13 protein-coding genes are annotated in these 16,105 nt (G+C 35.8%); 3 read left to right on the top strand and 10 right to left on the bottom strand.

What is annotated here, in order from left to right:
• A partial coding sequence (locus tag ABY905_RS03430) for an ABC transporter permease (RefSeq protein WP_372640517.1) occupies window positions 1-1,161 on the top strand: 1,161 nt, incomplete at its 5' end.
• 80 nt (window positions 1,162-1,241) lie between these two features.
• On the opposite strand, the gene trpA is transcribed toward ABY905_RS03430, so the two are convergent.
• The 10 genes from trpA to ABY905_RS03380 form a co-directional block, all read right to left on the bottom strand.
• Window positions 1,242-1,991 carry a tryptophan synthase subunit alpha gene (gene trpA, locus ABY905_RS03425; protein WP_372640513.1) on the bottom strand — a complete coding sequence of 250 codons (750 nt, stop codon included), beginning with the start codon at window positions 1,989-1,991 and terminating at the stop codon, window positions 1,242-1,244.
• 73 nt (window positions 1,992-2,064) lie between these two features.
• The gene (trpB, locus tag ABY905_RS03420; protein WP_372640511.1) at window positions 2,065-3,234 is read right to left on the bottom strand and encodes a tryptophan synthase subunit beta; all 1,170 of its coding nucleotides are present in this window, start codon (window positions 3,232-3,234) and stop codon (window positions 2,065-2,067) included.
• 88 nt (window positions 3,235-3,322) lie between these two features.
• Window positions 3,323-3,964, bottom strand: coding sequence for a phosphoribosylanthranilate isomerase (locus tag ABY905_RS03415; RefSeq protein WP_372640508.1), 642 nt, complete (start codon window positions 3,962-3,964; stop codon window positions 3,323-3,325).
• Between the two features lie 4 nt (window positions 3,965-3,968).
• Window positions 3,969-4,763 carry an indole-3-glycerol phosphate synthase TrpC gene (trpC, locus tag ABY905_RS03410; protein ID WP_372640506.1) on the bottom strand — a complete coding sequence of 265 codons (795 nt, stop codon included), beginning with the start codon at window positions 4,761-4,763 and terminating at the stop codon, window positions 3,969-3,971.
• A 9-nt stretch (window positions 4,764-4,772) separates the two neighbouring features.
• Complete coding sequence (gene trpD, locus ABY905_RS03405) at window positions 4,773-5,768, bottom strand: anthranilate phosphoribosyltransferase (RefSeq protein WP_372640503.1); 996 nt, start codon at window positions 5,766-5,768, stop codon at window positions 4,773-4,775.
• A 43-nt stretch (window positions 5,769-5,811) separates the two neighbouring features.
• Window positions 5,812-6,384 carry an aminodeoxychorismate/anthranilate synthase component II gene (locus ABY905_RS03400; RefSeq protein ID WP_372640500.1) on the bottom strand — a complete coding sequence of 191 codons (573 nt, stop codon included), beginning with the start codon at window positions 6,382-6,384 and terminating at the stop codon, window positions 5,812-5,814.
• Between the two features lie 89 nt (window positions 6,385-6,473).
• A complete protein-coding gene (locus ABY905_RS03395; RefSeq protein WP_372640498.1) occupies window positions 6,474-7,874 on the bottom strand; it encodes an anthranilate synthase component I family protein in 1,401 nt (466 codons plus the stop codon).
• 299 nt (window positions 7,875-8,173) lie between these two features.
• Window positions 8,174-9,337: a diaminopimelate decarboxylase gene (gene lysA / locus ABY905_RS03390; protein WP_372640496.1), complete on the bottom strand. Its 1,164-nt coding sequence runs from the start codon at window positions 9,335-9,337 to the stop codon at window positions 8,174-8,176.
• Between the two features lie 47 nt (window positions 9,338-9,384).
• On the bottom strand, window positions 9,385-10,695 hold the full coding sequence (locus ABY905_RS03385; RefSeq protein ID WP_372640493.1) for an aspartate kinase: 1,311 nt from the start codon (window positions 10,693-10,695) through the stop codon (window positions 9,385-9,387).
• A gap of 1,315 nt (window positions 10,696-12,010) precedes the next feature.
• Complete coding sequence (locus ABY905_RS03380) at window positions 12,011-12,352, bottom strand: avidin/streptavidin family protein (protein ID WP_372640490.1); 342 nt, start codon at window positions 12,350-12,352, stop codon at window positions 12,011-12,013.
• A 296-nt stretch (window positions 12,353-12,648) separates the two neighbouring features.
• Between ABY905_RS03380 and argS the strand changes: the two genes are divergently transcribed.
• A complete protein-coding gene (argS, locus tag ABY905_RS03375) occupies window positions 12,649-14,442 on the top strand; it encodes an arginine--tRNA ligase (protein WP_372640488.1) in 1,794 nt (597 codons plus the stop codon).
• Between the two features lie 227 nt (window positions 14,443-14,669).
• Window positions 14,670-16,004: a signal recognition particle protein gene (ffh, locus tag ABY905_RS03370; RefSeq protein WP_372640486.1), complete on the top strand. Its 1,335-nt coding sequence runs from the start codon at window positions 14,670-14,672 to the stop codon at window positions 16,002-16,004.
• Window positions 16,005-16,105 lie beyond the last annotated feature (101 nt).

Below are 16,105 nucleotides of genomic sequence, written 5' to 3'. Positions count from 1 at the left end.
CTATTCCTTGGATTGATTATTTCAGCAGAGGAAATACTTCACGATAGGCGTATTATTAAACGTGAGTCATTTCTTAATTTGAGTCGTTTGAGTTATATCAATTCCAAAGTGCTTGTTATGCTTGGAATTTCAGCTATTCAGAGTTTCTTTTTTGTGATTATTGCTAATTCAATTTTGGAAATTAAAGGTTTAAATTTTGAGTATTGGTTGATGTTGTATACAGTATCAGCTTGTGCTAATCTCATTGGTTTAAATCTGTCTGCATCTCTGAATTCAGTAGTAGCAGTTTATGTTTCTATCCCATTTATATTGGTTCCTCAGCTTTTGTTTTCGGGTGTTATTGTGAGTTATAATAAGCTCCATCCGAGTATCACAACTCAAAAATATGTACCTGTTTGTGGTGATTTGATGACTTCAAGATGGGCTTATGAGGCATTGATGGTGGAGCAGTTTAGTAAGAATGAATTTGAGAAACAGTTTTTTGATTTGGAAAAGGAGATGAGTGATGCTTCATATAAAGCTTCCTTTTTAATTCCAGAACTATCGAGAAGATACAAGGCCTATGTGCGCCTCACTCATAAGAACCAAAATGTAACGAAAAAGCTTAAATTAATTCGAAGTGAGTTTTCTAAATTGTCTGATATAGATGCGATTCCTAAAGATATTTCAGTTTCTAATGCAGATTCGGTTAATCAATGGCTTGACGATTTACAACAAATTTTCTGGAGTAGGTATTCTCGTGCATCTGCTATGCGAGATAAGGCTTACAACGATTTGCGTAAAGAGTATGGTAGTTCGGATGAACTATTTGCTTTTAAACAGAGATACCATAACAAAGCCATTGAAAAGGTTGTGCTCAATAAAAGGGAATTAAATAAATTCACAGAGTATAAGGGTGAATTGGTTCGGTTAAAAGATCCGATATTTAAATCACCGGAACATAAAGTGGGACGAGCACATTTTTATGCAGCTGAAAAGCGTTTAGGAAATTATTTAATTGAAACTTTCTGGTTCAATTTGGGTTTTATCTGGCTGACAACAGCTTTCTTTTATCTGACCTTATATTTTGATTTTTTCAGAAGATTCTTTGTTCATACAGAACGATTGTGGCTGAAAATTATGCCACATGGTGATTTCATAATACGATTGAAGAGACTATAAATACAAAGTAATAAATACTAAAAAAGCACTGTTCTCTCATTATTGAGTAACAGTGCTTTTCTATTTAAAATCTCCGACTCTTATTTTAATCCAATAATAAAATTCTCAGCTTGATTTTTCTCTAATGCTTTTATAAACGCAGTTCCAACTATAGCGCCATTGGCGTATTGCGAGGCATATTCGAAACTTGCTTTATTATTTATTCCAAAACCAATAAGCCTAGGTGTTTTAATTTCTTTGATTCGATTAAAATAGGCCTTTTGTTTTTCGTCAAGCTTCATGCTTCCACCTGTTGTAGCCGATGAGGAAACCATATAGAGAAAACCTTGGCTTGACTCTATAAGCTTTTTTAAACGACCTTCTTCTGTTTCTGGACAAGCTAGCAGGACATTATAGATACCGTGTTTTTCGAAATCGGCTTTATAATATAATTCGAACTCTTCCAATGGAAGATCAGGAACAATAAGTCCATCGATGCCAACTTTCTGGCAATCAATAAGAAATTGTTCGACACCATAACGATAAATCGTATTCCAGTATCCCATAAGTATCAGTGGAATATTTACTGTTTTACGCACAGTTCTAAGTTGTTCAAAAAGCAAACGCAGATTCATCCCATTATCAAGCGATTGTTTAGCTGCTGCTTGTATGGCTGCTCCATCTGCTAAAGGATCAGAAAAAGGAATGCCAATTTCCACCATATCTACGCCAGCGGTTTGTAGCAGCTCCAAATTAGGAACCGTATCGTTTAGGTTGGGATATCCAGCTGGAAAATAGATGGATAGGATATTTTGTTTTTTATTTTGGAATAAGTTGTCTATTCTATTCATGAGATGATATGTTGATACGTTAATGATTTGATGTGTTAATGTGTTGAGTCTATAAATTCAAAAACTGAATTCATTAATTGTTCATATACGTTTCCATATCCTTATCCCCACGTCCTGATACAATGACAACGATTATATCGTCCTTTCTAAATTGTATTTTGTCGAGAGCAGCAAGAGCATGAGCCGATTCTAGGGCAGGAATAATACCCTCATTTAGAGCCAAAATATTGGCAGCTTTAAGAGCATCATCATCAGTTGCGCTGATATATTTCACACGACCTATTTCAGCTAGATGCGCATGTATTGGGCCCACGCCAGGATAATCAAGACCTGCAGAAATTGAGTATGGCTCTATAATTTGCCCATCATCATCTTGCATCAGTAAGGTTTTACTCCCATGAATAAATCCGGTGGTTCCAATGGTAATCGTAGCGGCAGTTTCATCGGTATCAACACCTTTCCCTGAAGCTTCCACGGCGATTAAATTAACCTCTTCTTCATCGAGGTAATGATAAAATGCACCAGCGGCATTACTACCACCACCAACGCAAGCTATTACATAGTTTGGGTTAGGATTTCCTTGTTCTTTTTCCAATTGCATTCTAATCTCTTCAGATATGATGGACTGCAAGCGGCTCACCATATCTGGATAAGGATGAGGTCCAACTACTGAACCTATGAGGTAGAAGGAGTGAGGGTTGGCAATCCAATCACGAATAGCCTCATTGGTCGCATCTTTAAGGGTTTGATTACCCGAGGTTGAAGGAACAACTGAGGCACCTAACATTTTCATTCGAGCCACATTTGGAGCTTGTCTTTCTACATCTAGTGCTCCCATATGAACAACACACTCAAGGCCGAAAAGAGCACAAACTGTCGCTGTAGCAACACCATGTTGACCAGCACCCGTTTCAGCAATAATTCGTTTTTTACCCAGATGTTTTGCTAAAAGTATCTGCCCAATCGTATTATTTATTTTGTGTGCTCCAGTATGATTTAAATCCTCACGTTTTAGGTAAACTTGAGTCTTGTATTTTTCTGAAAGATTCCTTGCATGAGTCAGTGGAGTAGGACGTCCCACATAGTTGTCGAGTAAGCGTGCATACTCTGTTTTGAAATCTTCCGATTCTAATATATCTAAGTAGGCATTTTCGAGTTCATCGATATTTCTACGCAAAAGCTCGGGGATGTATGCTCCTCCAAATTTGCCGTAAAAGCCTTTATTGTCTGCTTGATAGTTCATGGGATATGATGTGTTGATTGAGTGGATGTGATGATATGTAGATTGTAAATTATCCCGAAGGGATCAAATTTATCTTCAGATAAACACCCTACTCGGTGGTAATCTCTTTTAATTTTTTGCTAAATGTTTCGATTAGGTCGATGTTCTTTAAACCGGGTGCATCTTCGAATCCCGAATTGATATCGATGGCGTAAAATTGAGGGTGATTAAAGTTTTGTAATCGTTTGACATCCTCTGGTTTTATACCTCCACTTAAGAAAAATGGTTTGTTCCCCTGATATTTATCAAGTAAAGTCCAATCGAACTTTTGACCACTTCCGCCATAATTTTTCGAAGATGTATCGAATAAAAAGTAATCTACAACGGACTCATAAGCTTTTAATTGATTGAAATCGAATTCTTCATCCATTTGAAAGGCTTTGATGATTCCAAAGCCCATTTTTTTCAAGTCCTGACAGAATTCTGGTGTTTCATCCCCATGGCATTGTATGTAGTCGAACTTTGAGTCGTAATCTTTCAAAGTCCATAAGATATCTTCTGATCGGGCATTCACAAATACGGCTATCTTTTTGATATGATTTTGGATGGCCTTTATTATCTCTTTGCTTAGTGTATCAGCAACGTATCGTTTGGATCGCTCAAAGAAGATAAAGCCCATGAAATCCACATCAAGCTTTGTTAGTTGTTCTATATTCTCTGGACTTTTAAGCCCGCATACTTTTAATTTCATCTTATTAATTATTAAGGCTTAGGTTTTGAATTAATTCAGAGCAGGCTTTGCCAGGATTTTCTTGTTTCATAAAATGTTCACCAATGAGAAAGGCTTGAAAACCATTTGATTTTAGAAATAGAATATCATCTTCTCCTTTGATTCCACTTTCAGTCACTTTTATGAAGTGGTCTGGAATTTGTTCCGATAACTTGATTGAATGCTTCAGATCTACAGAGAAATCTTTCAAATTTCTATTATTTATTCCAACCAAATCAACGCTTGAACTGATGTGCTTTAATTCCGATTCATCATGAATTTCAAGAAGAACTTCCAGACCTAAATTCTTTGCCAGTTGGCTCATACTCTCAACTTCTTCAGGAGTAAGAATGGCTGCTATAAGGAGAATCAAGTCAGCACCCATAGCCTTAGTTTGATAAACTTGATAAGGATCTACCAGAAAATCCTTACGAAGAAGAGGCATACTTAGGCTCTCACGAGCAATTTCAAAATCAGTATCATGAGCACCAAAAAAAAGGCTGTCAGTTAAAACAGAAACGACAGAGGCATTGGCTTTCTGATAGGCTTGAACAACGGTTCTTATATTTGCATTAGCATTAATTGGTCCTTTTTTAGGCGATTGTCTTTTAAACTCAGAGATAATACCCGAATTGTTACCAGTTGTTATAGCGGCTTTAGCTGAATAACAAGTGCGATGAAAGTGCTTCGCTTGTTTCAAATCATCAATAGAATATTGACTTTGAAGCTGCTCAACTTCCTTGTGTTTTTGTTCTACTATGGTGCGTAATATATCGTGCATGACTTTTTCTTAAATAGTTTCTTTTACAAGTTTGTTAAGTGCCATAAGCGCTTTGCCAGATTCCAGGGATACTCGAGCTCTATCTATGGCATCGTCTCGTGAGATTTCAGGATGCAGACAGTGAATTGCAATACCTGCATTGGCAATGCATACCGAGTTTTGAGCTTCACTACCATTCCCTTTCAGGATTTTCACGAAGAGTTTGGCAGCTTCGTCAACAGATTGACCTCCGTATAATTCTTCGGGAGCTAGAAGCTTAAATCCTAAATCGTGAGGACTTATTATTTCCTCACTATCATTCGATATAAGTTTGACTTTATCTGTTAAGGCAATTTCGTCGTAACCATCAATATTATGAATGATTGTATATTTAGTGTCTGTCTCTTGCAGCACATATTGGTATAGACGAGCTAATTCTAAATCATACACACCAACAATCTGATGCTTGGGTTGCGATGGGTTGACCAAAGGGCCTAGCATATTGAAAAATGTCCTTATACCTAGGTTTCTTCTTATGGATGCTACATTTTTCATTGCAGGATTGAAAAGTGGAGCGTGTAAAAAACAAATGTTGGAGCGTTCCAAATCCTCCTTTAATTCGTTTTCTTTATCCTTAAACTGATAGCCTAAATGTTCAATTACGTTCGATGATCCGCAAAAAGAGGACACAGAGTAATTACCATGCTTACTTACCATTTCACCTGAACCTGCTACAATAAATGAAGCTAATGTTGATATATTAAACGTGTTTTTTGTATCACCACCTGTGCCACAAAGGTCAATACAATTGTAATCGCTGAAATCAACAGGAATACCCATCTTTAAAAGAGCAGTTCTAAATCCAATTAGTTCATCAACAGTTACGCTTCGCATTTGAAATACGGTCAGAAAGGCTATGATCTGAGCTTCCTTGTATTCTCCTTCGGTAATTTGTATCAGAACTTCCTCAGCTTCTTGTTTTGTGAGTGTTTTATATTCGAATAAATGGTGTAATATATTTTTCATCTCCTAGTTTTTGAAATTGCATGTGTGACTTAGCTTATCTCTATTAAATTTCCATCAACCAATTCATAATCATTTGTAAGCCCTGAGGTGTTAGTATTGATTCCGGGTGAAATTGAATCCCCTCAACATCGTATTCTTTGTGTCTTAAGCCCATGATCATATCCTCTTTATCCTTACAAGTCACTTCTAAGCAATCGGGTAATTTATGCTCTGATACATTCCATGAATGATAACGACCAGCTTTAAATTCAGGGGGGATACCTCTAAGTAGTTTCGACTTATCGTTACATCGGCTAATATCCGAAGCGATACCGTGGTATACCTTTGAAGGGTTTTCAAGTTCAGCTCCAAAAACTTCAGCTATGGCTTGATGCCCCAGGCAAATCCCCAGGATTGATTTTGTAGGCGCATATTTTTTAATCAGTGCTTTTAGAATTCCAGCTTCATCAGGAATTCCAGGGCCTGGTGAAAGGAGAATCTTATCGTATTTTTCAATCTCGTGCAATTCAATTTCTCTATTGCGATGAATCTCTATTTCGCCAGGATTAAGTTGACGTAAATATTCTACCAAATTATAGGTGAATGAATCGTAATTATCTAGAACAAGTATTTTCATGACGTTGATGTGCTAATGTGTTGATTAGTTGATGTATTTCTGAAGCAGATAACTGATGTCCGATATCTGACAACACCCTTCTTTTATTTTCAAATTTCTTCTGCAATTTTCATTGCTTTTCTCAGTGCTGCCAGTTTGTTATCAACTTCCTCAAGTTCACTTTTAGGAATTGACTTTTCTACAACTCCAGCACCTGCCTGATAATATAGATTGTTATCCTTACTCAGGAAAGTTCGAATCATGATAGCCTGATTTACCTCACCATTAAAGCCAATAGAGCCAATACAGCCTCCATAAAAACCGCGACTTGTGGGTTCATATTTATCGATGAGTTCCATAGCTTTATACTTTGGTGCTCCAGATAAAGTACCAGCAGGAAAAGTGTTCCCGATTAAATCAAAAGTGTTGTAATCCTTTGGTAACTCTCCAGATACTTTTGATACCAAATGAATGACATGAGAATAGAATTGGACCTCGCGAAAAGTTTCGATTTTTATATTAGTCGCATTCCTACTTAAGTCATTTCTAGCTAAATCAACAAGCATAACGTGTTCGCTTTGCTCTTTTTCATCCGCTTCTAATTTTTTAGCTAACTCAATATCTTGCAAAGCATCACCCGATCGGCGGAATGTTCCTGCAATAGGATGAATGTAGGCCTTATTATTTTTAACTTCAATTTGTGCTTCGGGCGATGAACCCATAATTCGAAAAGAACCGCAATCGAAATAGAATAGGTAGGGTGATGGGTTAATAGATCGAAGGGCTCTATAGAGATTGAAATCATCACCTTGATAGCCTTGTGAAAAGGATCGTGAAAGAACGATTTGAAAAACATCGCCACGTCGGCAATGCTGGATGCCTTTTTCAACCATATCAAGATAATCCTGATCGCTCATATTTGTTTTCTCTTCTTCGTCTTTCAGCGAGAAACTAAAACTTGGAATATTGTGATTACGAAGTAAATCTTCAATCTCCTTTATTCTTGATTCTTCACCATTATGACTTAGCTCAACTATGCTAAGCGTATTATTAAAATGATTAACCTCAATGATGAAACGATATAGAGAATAGGAGAGTTGTGGGATTTTCTCACCCGCTTTCTCAATAAAATTTAAACTTTCGAATCCCGGTACTGCGTCGAAAGAAGTGTAACCAAATAAAGCATTGGCTTTATTGATCTCATCTTTGTCTTCCAGATCAAATTGTTTGACAAAGGATTCTAACTGATTTGCCAAGAAGCCAATTGGTTGATCTTTGATACTGGTTTCTTTTCTATCAGCACCAATACTTTCAATAAGCAAATTATCTTTCAAACAGATGTTAGCGATTGGCTCAAGTGCAATGAAAGAACTTGCATTTTCAGGGCTGTGATAATCTGAGCTCTCCAGAAGAATACTTTGAGGAAATCGATCTCTAAGTTTCAGATACATACTTACTGGTGTAATAACATCGGCAAGCATTTCTTTTTTATAATGTTTGAATTTGATCATGGTATTGGAATTTGGGGTAAAAAAAAAAGCGACCTACTGAGAAATCAGTAGGTCGCTTAATGCTGTTTTTATCTTTTTTAAAGGCTTAAAATTTGCATATAGGGCGGACGTTTCTGCTCAGGGTATATGAGAGATTAGTATTATGCCACCACCAAAATTTGCAAACTGAAGCGTTCATGGTTTTTTCTTATTAGATTTTGACAAATGTATCGAATTTTAAAATTAAAATCCAAATGGTTTTTGGTTAATAGTTAAATATTTGCATCTAAATAAGATTGTAGTGATCAGATAATCAGCACTTATTGTTTTTGAATGTCATGTGAAAAAAAAGATTTTGCAATCTGTCTAAGGTTGTATTTTGATGCCATTACTTCCCCATATGCTCCTGTTGAACGAATTGCAATCAGATCGTTTCTCTTCGTTTTAGGCAAGGAAACGGCTTTTCCAAAACAATCTGATGATTCACAAATAGGACCAACCACATCGTATTTTTCCGGTAGATTTGTTGAACTTAAATTCTCAATTTTATGGAATGCCTGATAGAGAGCCGGACGTAATAATTCAGTCATACCTGCATCTAGAATTGCAAAATTGGTGTTGATCCCATTTTTCACATACAGTACGCGTGAAATTAAGCTTCCACACTGTCCAACTATCGATCTTCCTAATTCAAAATGAACCTCCTGATTCGCTTTTAGACTCAGAAATTCATTGAAAATTGCAAAGTAGTTTTTAAAATCAGGTATAGGTTCCTCATCAGGCTTATGATAGTTGATGCCAAAGCCGCCTCCAACATTAATATGGTCGACAATAATTTGATGATCTAGAAACCAATCTTGAATTTCGTTGATACGTAAGCAAAGACTTTTAAAAACACTCAAGTCAACAATTTGAGAGCCAATATGGAAATGTAATCCAATCAGGTTTAGATTCTCAGAGTTTTCTAATAAACGGAGCACTTCTTCGAATTCCCAAGGATTAATCCCGAATTTGTTTTCAGCTATACCCGTTGTGATATAATGATGTGTATTGGCATTAACATTAGGGTTAATACGCAAGGCAATCTTCGCTACCTTCTTTTTTGACTTGGCAATTTCATCTATCACTTCAATTTCGGGGATAGACTCGCAGTTGAAACAAAAAATATTGGCATCAAGAGCAATTTCAATTTCTTTGTCTGATTTGCCTACACCAGCGTAGACAATTTTCTTTGCAGAGAAGTCATTTTCCAATGCTCTTTTTATCTCGTTACCACTGACACAATCAGCACCAAAACCATAAGTTTGTATTAGTGAAAGTATTCTTGGGTTTGCATTGGCTTTTATCGCATAATGGACGTGATAATTGTATTGTGCAGCCTCTTCTTTGATGTTTTTTAATGTGGTCTCAAGTAGATCCAAATCGTAATAGTAGAATGGTGTCTCCTGTGAATTTAAATATCTGTATGTCGTTGAATTAATCATGTGTTTTAAGTTTAGAAGTTGATTCAATAAGTAAACAATTGCATTTTCTAAATGAATAGTTTGTTCAGTGATTTTAAGGCCTCAACCTTATTTTCTTGATCAACTAATACTGAAATATTGTGACTGCTTCCTCCATATGAAATCATTCTGAGGGGTATTTTGTCTAAGGCTTCAAGAACTAATTTTGCTGAACCTGCTGCTTCAGATATGAAGTCACCAACAATACATATAATAGATTGATTGGTGTCGATTTCAACGGTACCAAATTTCTCCAGCTCCTTTTCAATTTCTTCAAGTCGGCTTGTATCATCAATTGTTAGTGATACAGCTACCTCGGAGGTGGTAATCATATCAATAGGAGTCTTGTAAATCTCGAAAACTTCGAATATTTTTCTTAGGAATCCATAGGCTAAAAGCATACGTCCCGACTTTATTTTCACGGCTGTAATTCCGTCTTTTGCCGCAACGGCTTTAATACGCTTTCGTTCTAATTTATTTGATATGAGAGTTCCCACATCAATAGGGCTTAATGTGTTTTTAAGACGTACAGGAATATTACTCAATTTGCAGGGTAATACACTGGCAGGATGCATGATTTTTGCCCCAAAATAAGCTAATTCGGCTGCTTCGTCGAAAGATAATTCACTAATTGCGTGAGTCTGTTCTACAAAACGAGGATCGTTGTTATGAAAGCCATCAATATCTGTCCAGATTTGAACCTCAGAAGCAGAAATAGCGACACCAATAAGTGAAGCAGAATAGTCACTACCTCCTCTGTGTAGGTTGTCAACTTCACCATACGCATTTCTACAGATATAGCCTTGAGTTATAAATAGCTTGTTTTGCGGATTTTGGCTGATTTCTCTTTTAAGGTTTTCCTGAATGTAATAGCTGTCGGGCTCACCATCCTTATCAATCCGCATGAAGTTGAGGGCTGGAAGTAGGACAGAATCAATATTGTTTTCGGACAAATGATAGTGAAACATGGCTGTCGAAATTAATTCGCCTTGGGCCAGTACCGCTTTTTCTTGAAGCTGAGTAAAAGTCTTGTGAACAAAGTTTCGGATGTAAACAAAATGAGAATTAATTAATTCTAGTCCTTTGTTCAGATATTCTGAACTTGTATACAGCTCATTGACTCTTGTAATATAACTCTGTTCGAGGTCTTCAATTTTAATAAGGGAGTTTTCATTATCACCTTTATATAATAATTCGGTTATTTCAACCAGTGCATTGGTTGTGCCTGCCATAGCGGATAGCACGACAATACAAGGCTCTTCGTTCTGAACAATTTGGGCTAGGTTTTGAATACGTTGAGGAGTACCAACGGAGGTGCCGCCAAATTTTAAGATTTTCATGGTTTTTGTTTTGTAATAGTTAGAGAATTTAAAACCTAAGGTTATTTTAATTTATGGTTGCCTTAAGATTATACTTTAATTCGCTTAGATATTTTCACAAAAAAAACCTGCAGAAATTCTGCAGGCTTTTTGATATTTTAAAGCTTCACATGATTCCACATAGATAGTAACTCAATAGTGTTTATTGTGTTTAATCTGTTTTTTTAATGTGGTCAATATCATGTTCATTTTTTTTTGATTTATAGGTGCAAATATGATGAAAATATTGGAATAAAAAAACAAAGCTGAATAAAATTTCACACATGAATGTTTATTTCACGTATTGTTGAAATATTAACACGATTGAAATGTGCTTATGTTTCTCCTTGCTATATATGATAGTTTTCAGTTTCTTCTAGAATTAATTGTGTTGTTATGAGGTGTTTATGTAGTCGTAGAGAAGCGTGTTTGTAGAGTAAATGATCTCGTGGTTGATGAGAAATTCCTATAAAAGAAAAAACTCAGGTCCCCACCTGAGTTTTTCTTACTAACCTAAATCTAACCTATGAAAAAAATTGACTAAGCTCTTTTGGAGTTGAGCTTAGAACTAACTTTGGATTGTTAGTTTCAACATTACAAATATAGTGTATTCTTTTGTTAAGGGGCATCAGTACAAGTTAAAGAACGTTAAGCGTTTATCGTTATTAGATTTAAGAATAATATAGATTCTGAGTTATTTAATAGAGTGAGGTGGGTGTGGAATTCTTATAAAATGAAAAAACTCAGGTCCCCACCTGAGTTTTTCTTACTAACCTAAATCTAACCTATGAAAAAAATTGACTAAGCTCTTTTGGAGTTGAGCTTAGAACTAACTTTGGATTGTTAGTTTGTTTCAACATTACAAATATAGGGCTTTCTTTAGTTAAGCGGTGTCAACGCAGGTTAAAGAACGTTAAGCTTTTGTTTTTATAAAATTTTGATAGAATAGACTGAGTGAGGCTAGAATGAGGAGGATGTGAGATTCATATAAAAAGAAAAAACTCAGGTCCCCACCTGAGTTTTCTTACTAACCTAAATCTAACCTATGAAAACGACTAAACTCATGTGATTCAGAGTTTAGAATTGATCTTAGAAATCAATTTTGTTTTGTTGATACAAACATACAGCTTTAATCTATTTTGAAAAAAAAAACTAAGTTAAAGAAGGTTAAATGTGTTAGGACTAGATGAGTTGTAACTGATTTGTAATCAATACTGTTTAATATTAAATTATAGATTTAATTCTCTAGAAAGCCTAGTTTTATTAGAGTAGAAGCTATTAGGTACAGTATGGATATTTATGGTTTTCTAAAGGTTCCGACTCCAGTAATAATAGCCTTAGCCATTTTCTCTTCATCGCTTCCGTCAGATTGTGAGAGGTGATACATGGAGTGAATAACCACACCAATATCGTCAACTTCGACACGTCCTGTCCAGCAGGCAAGTGAGCCATATTTGCCAAAATCAACCATAAAAGCAATAACGTTATCTTTTAGACGTCCAATAACTTCGAATTTTTCTTCAAAATTAGGAAGTCCTATTCCAGTTTGGAAAGTGCCTGTGATATTGTTACCATCAATAATCAAATTCATTTCAGAATTGTATTGATTGCGCCAGCGTCCGTTTAAATTTATGTTCATAGAGCAGGTTTTTTATATCAGAAACATTCTTAAAAAGGCTTGTTCCTTGATGCTGTAAGTAAATAGAACGAATAATTTAAATTAATATAGTCGAAATAAGTGATTTTTACAAGATTTCTAGACATTGAAAATATGTTTTTTTGGAATTCATGCTATCTTTGCAAATTCGAATATTAGTATTGACCTGTTGATTGAAGGATTGAAGAGACTAATTTTGAATTATTTTAATTTCATGCGGAACTAAAAAATTGCTAGTCGTGACTGTCAATTTGAGTTCCCGAACAAAGAATTTCCAAATGAGTATTGAAAGTATTATTAAAGGTAAAGTAGTAGAGGCCATAAGTGCATGCTATGGTCATAAAGTTGAAGAGGATAGTGTTCAGATTCAAAAGACCAGACGCGAATTTGAGGGAGACTTAACTGTTGTAGTATTCCCATTTTTACGCTTCTCTAAGAAATCACCTGAAGAAACTGCTAATGACCTTGGAAATTATCTACAAGAAAATATCGATGCCATTCCTTCATTTAATATCGTAAAAGGTTTCTTGAATTTGGTTATTGACAATTCATATTGGCTTTCAGTTTTGAATGAGGCCTTGAAAACTGAGAATTACGGTTTTATTCCTTTGACAGAAGGTGCTAAAAAAGTGATGATTGAGTACTCATCTCCTAATACTAATAAGCCTCTTCACTTAGGGCATATCAGAAATAACTTATTAGGTTATTCTGTTGCTCAAATTTTAAAAGCGAATGGTTTAGAAGTGATCAAGGTAAATCTTGTGAACGATAGAGGAATTCATATTTGTAAGTCAATGCTGGCTTGGTTGCGTTTTGGTGAAGGTGAAACTCCAGAATCGACAGGTATTAAGGGCGACCACTTAGTTGGAAAATATTATGTGAAATTTGATCAGGAATATAAAAAAGAGATTGAGGCTTTAATAGTTGGTGGCATGGATGCCGATGAGGCTAAGAAGAAAGCGCCGCTTTTGCTTGAAGCGCAAGAAATGCTTGTGAAGTGGGAAGCGGGCGACGAAGAAACTGTGGCTCTTTGGCGTAAAATGAACGATTGGGTATTAGCTGGATTCGAAATTACTTACAAAACGATGGGAGTTGATTTTGATAAAGTTTATTTCGAATCGGATACATATAAAAAAGGAAAAGCTATCGTTATGCGTGGGCTTGACGAAGGGGTTCTTTATAAAAAGGAAACAGGATCGGTTTGGATTGACCTTGAGTCTGATGGTTTAGATCACAAATTATTACTTCGTGATGATGGAACTTCTGTATATATGACACAAGATATTGGAACAGCTTATGAGCGTTTCAATGAATTCCATATCGATGAGCATATTTATGTTGTGGGTAATGAGCAAAATTACCACTTCCAGGTACTTTCTTTGGTTATGGGAAAATTAGGTTACGAGTGGAGTGATAAAATTAAGCACTTGTCATACGGTATGGTTGAGTTACCTGAAGGTAAAATGAAATCTCGTGAGGGGACTGTTGTTGATGCGGACGAGTTAATGGAGGAAATGGTTAACACAGCTCGTGAAACTTCAGAAGAACTTGGTAAACTTTCTGGTTACTCGAAAGAGGAAGCTGAGGATGTTTATTACAAGATAGCAATGGGAGCATTGAAATATTTTATTTTAAAGGTTGATCCTAAGAAAAATATGATGTTTAACCCTAAGGATTCTATTGATTTCAACGGTAATACTGGTCCATTTATTCAATATACGTATACACGTATTAATTCGGTGTTGCGTAAAGCTGTTGAAAGTGGTATGGAAATCCTGGAATTGGCTAAATCAGATTTAAATATTTCAGAAAAAGAATCATTCCTGATTCAATTGATGGCTAATTATCCAAACGTAATAAAAGATGCTGGTCGAGATACTAGCCCAGCTTTAATTTCGAACTACATTTACGACTTGTCTAAGGAATACAATCAGTTTTATCACGATTTCCCAATGAATAAAGAGGAAAACGTCGATTTAAGAAATTTCCGTTTTGTCTTGTCTAAACAAGTCGCAGAAATTATTAAATCGGGTATGAGTTTATTAGGTGTAAGTTTGCCAGAAAGAATGTAATACAATAATAAGGAGTCGCTTTTATAAACTGCTCTTATTATAAAATATAAAGATGAGTCTTGGTTTTGATGAGCCAAGACTCCATAGCATATAATTATTCAAATGAATCGAAAATAAGAACTCTGAGTAATGGCTTAAATGCATCTGGTTAAAAGATGCTTTGATATAAGAGCAAATACAGAGAATTTTTTATTTTTGCAGGAAACTAAAAATAATCCGGAAATACAATGTTTGAAAATCTTAATGAAAGACTTGAGCGGTCTTTTCAGTTGTTGAAAGGACATGGAAAGATCACCGAAATAAATGTAGCTGAAACATTAAAGGATGTTCGTCGAGCTTTACTTGATGCCGATGTCAATTTTAAAATCGCCAAGTCGTTTACTGCAATAGTAAAAGAAAAAGCATTAGGACAAAATGTATTGACTTCATTGAAGCCAAACCAATTAATGGTGAAAATTGTTCACGATGAATTGGCTGAGTTGATGGGGGGGGAGAATGTTGATATCGATATCAAAGGAAATCCTTCGGTTATTTTGATTGCAGGTCTTCAAGGTTCTGGAAAGACAACTTTCTCAGGAAAGCTAGCTCACTTACTCAAAACAAAACGTTCGAAAAATCCTTTATTGGTTGCTTGTGACGTTTATCGTCCAGCGGCGATAGATCAGTTGCACGTATTGGGTGAGCAAATTGGCGTGCCTGTTTATTCTGATAAGGCTAATAATAATCCAGTTAAGATTGCAGAAGCCGCAATTAAAGAAGCAAAAGCAAGAGGTTACGATTTAGTAATTATCGATACGGCAGGTCGTTTGGCTGTCGATGAGGCGATGATGAAAGAAATTGAAGCTGTTAAAAAGGCAATCAAACCTTCTGAGATTTTATTCGTAGTTGACTCAATGACTGGTCAGGATGCTGTCAATACAGCTAAGGAGTTTAATGATAGATTAAACTTTGATGGCGTTGTATTAACGAAATTAGATGGTGATACTCGTGGTGGTGCCGCTTTATCTATTCGTTCAGTTGTAGACAAGCCAATTAAGTTTGTGGGTACAGGTGAGAAAATGGACGCTTTGGATGTTTTCCATCCATCACGTATGGCTGACCGTATTTTAGGTATGGGTGATATCGTTTCTCTTGTAGAGCGTGCTCAAGAGCAGTTCGATGCTGATGAAGCTCGTAACCTACAAAAGAAGATTGCTAAAAATCAGTTTAATTTTAACGATTTCCTTTCTCAGATTTCTCAGATTAAGAAAATGGGTAATCTTAAGGATTTAGCTTCGATGATTCCTGGTGTTGGAAAAGCACTTAAGAATATAGATATCGATGATGATGCTTTTAAGGGGATTGAGGCGATTATTTATTCAATGACACCACTTGAGCGTGAGAATCCAACTTTATTGAATGGATCTCGTCGTAAGCGTATTGCTGATGGTAGTGGTTCTAATATTCAAGATGTGAATCGACTGATTAAGCAGTTTGATGAAACGCGAAAGTTAATGAAAATGATGTCGAAAGGTGGAAAGATGTCTCGAATGATGGGAAATCTTCCAATGAAAAAACGATAGATAAAAATGCTTGACTCTATAGTCAGGCATTTTTTCTTAAAAATAATAATGTCTTGTAGCTATAGATTCAAGCTGCATATTACTTATCACAGATACAAAAC

The sequence above is a fragment of the Ancylomarina sp. genome, assembly GCF_041555295.1.
GTDB lineage: Bacteria > Bacteroidota > Bacteroidia > Bacteroidales > Marinifilaceae > Ancylomarina.
This window is presented reverse-complemented; position numbering and strand designations above follow the sequence as displayed.

Coding starts and splice junctions, on each gene's coding strand:
- ABY905_RS03385 (WP_372640493.1), bottom strand. CDS start 10,695: ATGAAAATCTTAAAATTTGGCGGCACCTCCGTTGGTACTCCTCAACGT.
- trpB (WP_372640511.1), bottom strand. CDS start 3,234: ATGAACTATCAAGCAGACAATAAAGGCTTTTACGGCAAATTTGGAGGA.
- trpA (WP_372640513.1), bottom strand. CDS start 1,991: ATGAATAGAATAGACAACTTATTCCAAAATAAAAAACAAAATATCCTA.
- ABY905_RS03380 (WP_372640490.1), bottom strand. CDS start 12,352: ATGAACATAAATTTAAACGGACGCTGGCGCAATCAATACAATTCTGAA.
- ABY905_RS03415 (WP_372640508.1), bottom strand. CDS start 3,964: ATGAAATTAAAAGTATGCGGGCTTAAAAGTCCAGAGAATATAGAACAA.
- ABY905_RS03400 (WP_372640500.1), bottom strand. CDS start 6,384: ATGAAAATACTTGTTCTAGATAATTACGATTCATTCACCTATAATTTG.
- ffh (WP_372640486.1), top strand. CDS start 14,670: ATGTTTGAAAATCTTAATGAAAGACTTGAGCGGTCTTTTCAGTTGTTG.
- argS (WP_372640488.1), top strand. CDS start 12,649: ATGAGTATTGAAAGTATTATTAAAGGTAAAGTAGTAGAGGCCATAAGT.
- trpC (WP_372640506.1), bottom strand. CDS start 4,763: ATGCACGATATATTACGCACCATAGTAGAACAAAAACACAAGGAAGTT.
- ABY905_RS03395 (WP_372640498.1), bottom strand. CDS start 7,874: ATGATCAAATTCAAACATTATAAAAAAGAAATGCTTGCCGATGTTATT.
- trpD (WP_372640503.1), bottom strand. CDS start 5,768: ATGAAAAATATATTACACCATTTATTCGAATATAAAACACTCACAAAA.
- lysA (WP_372640496.1), bottom strand. CDS start 9,337: ATGATTAATTCAACGACATACAGATATTTAAATTCACAGGAGACACCA.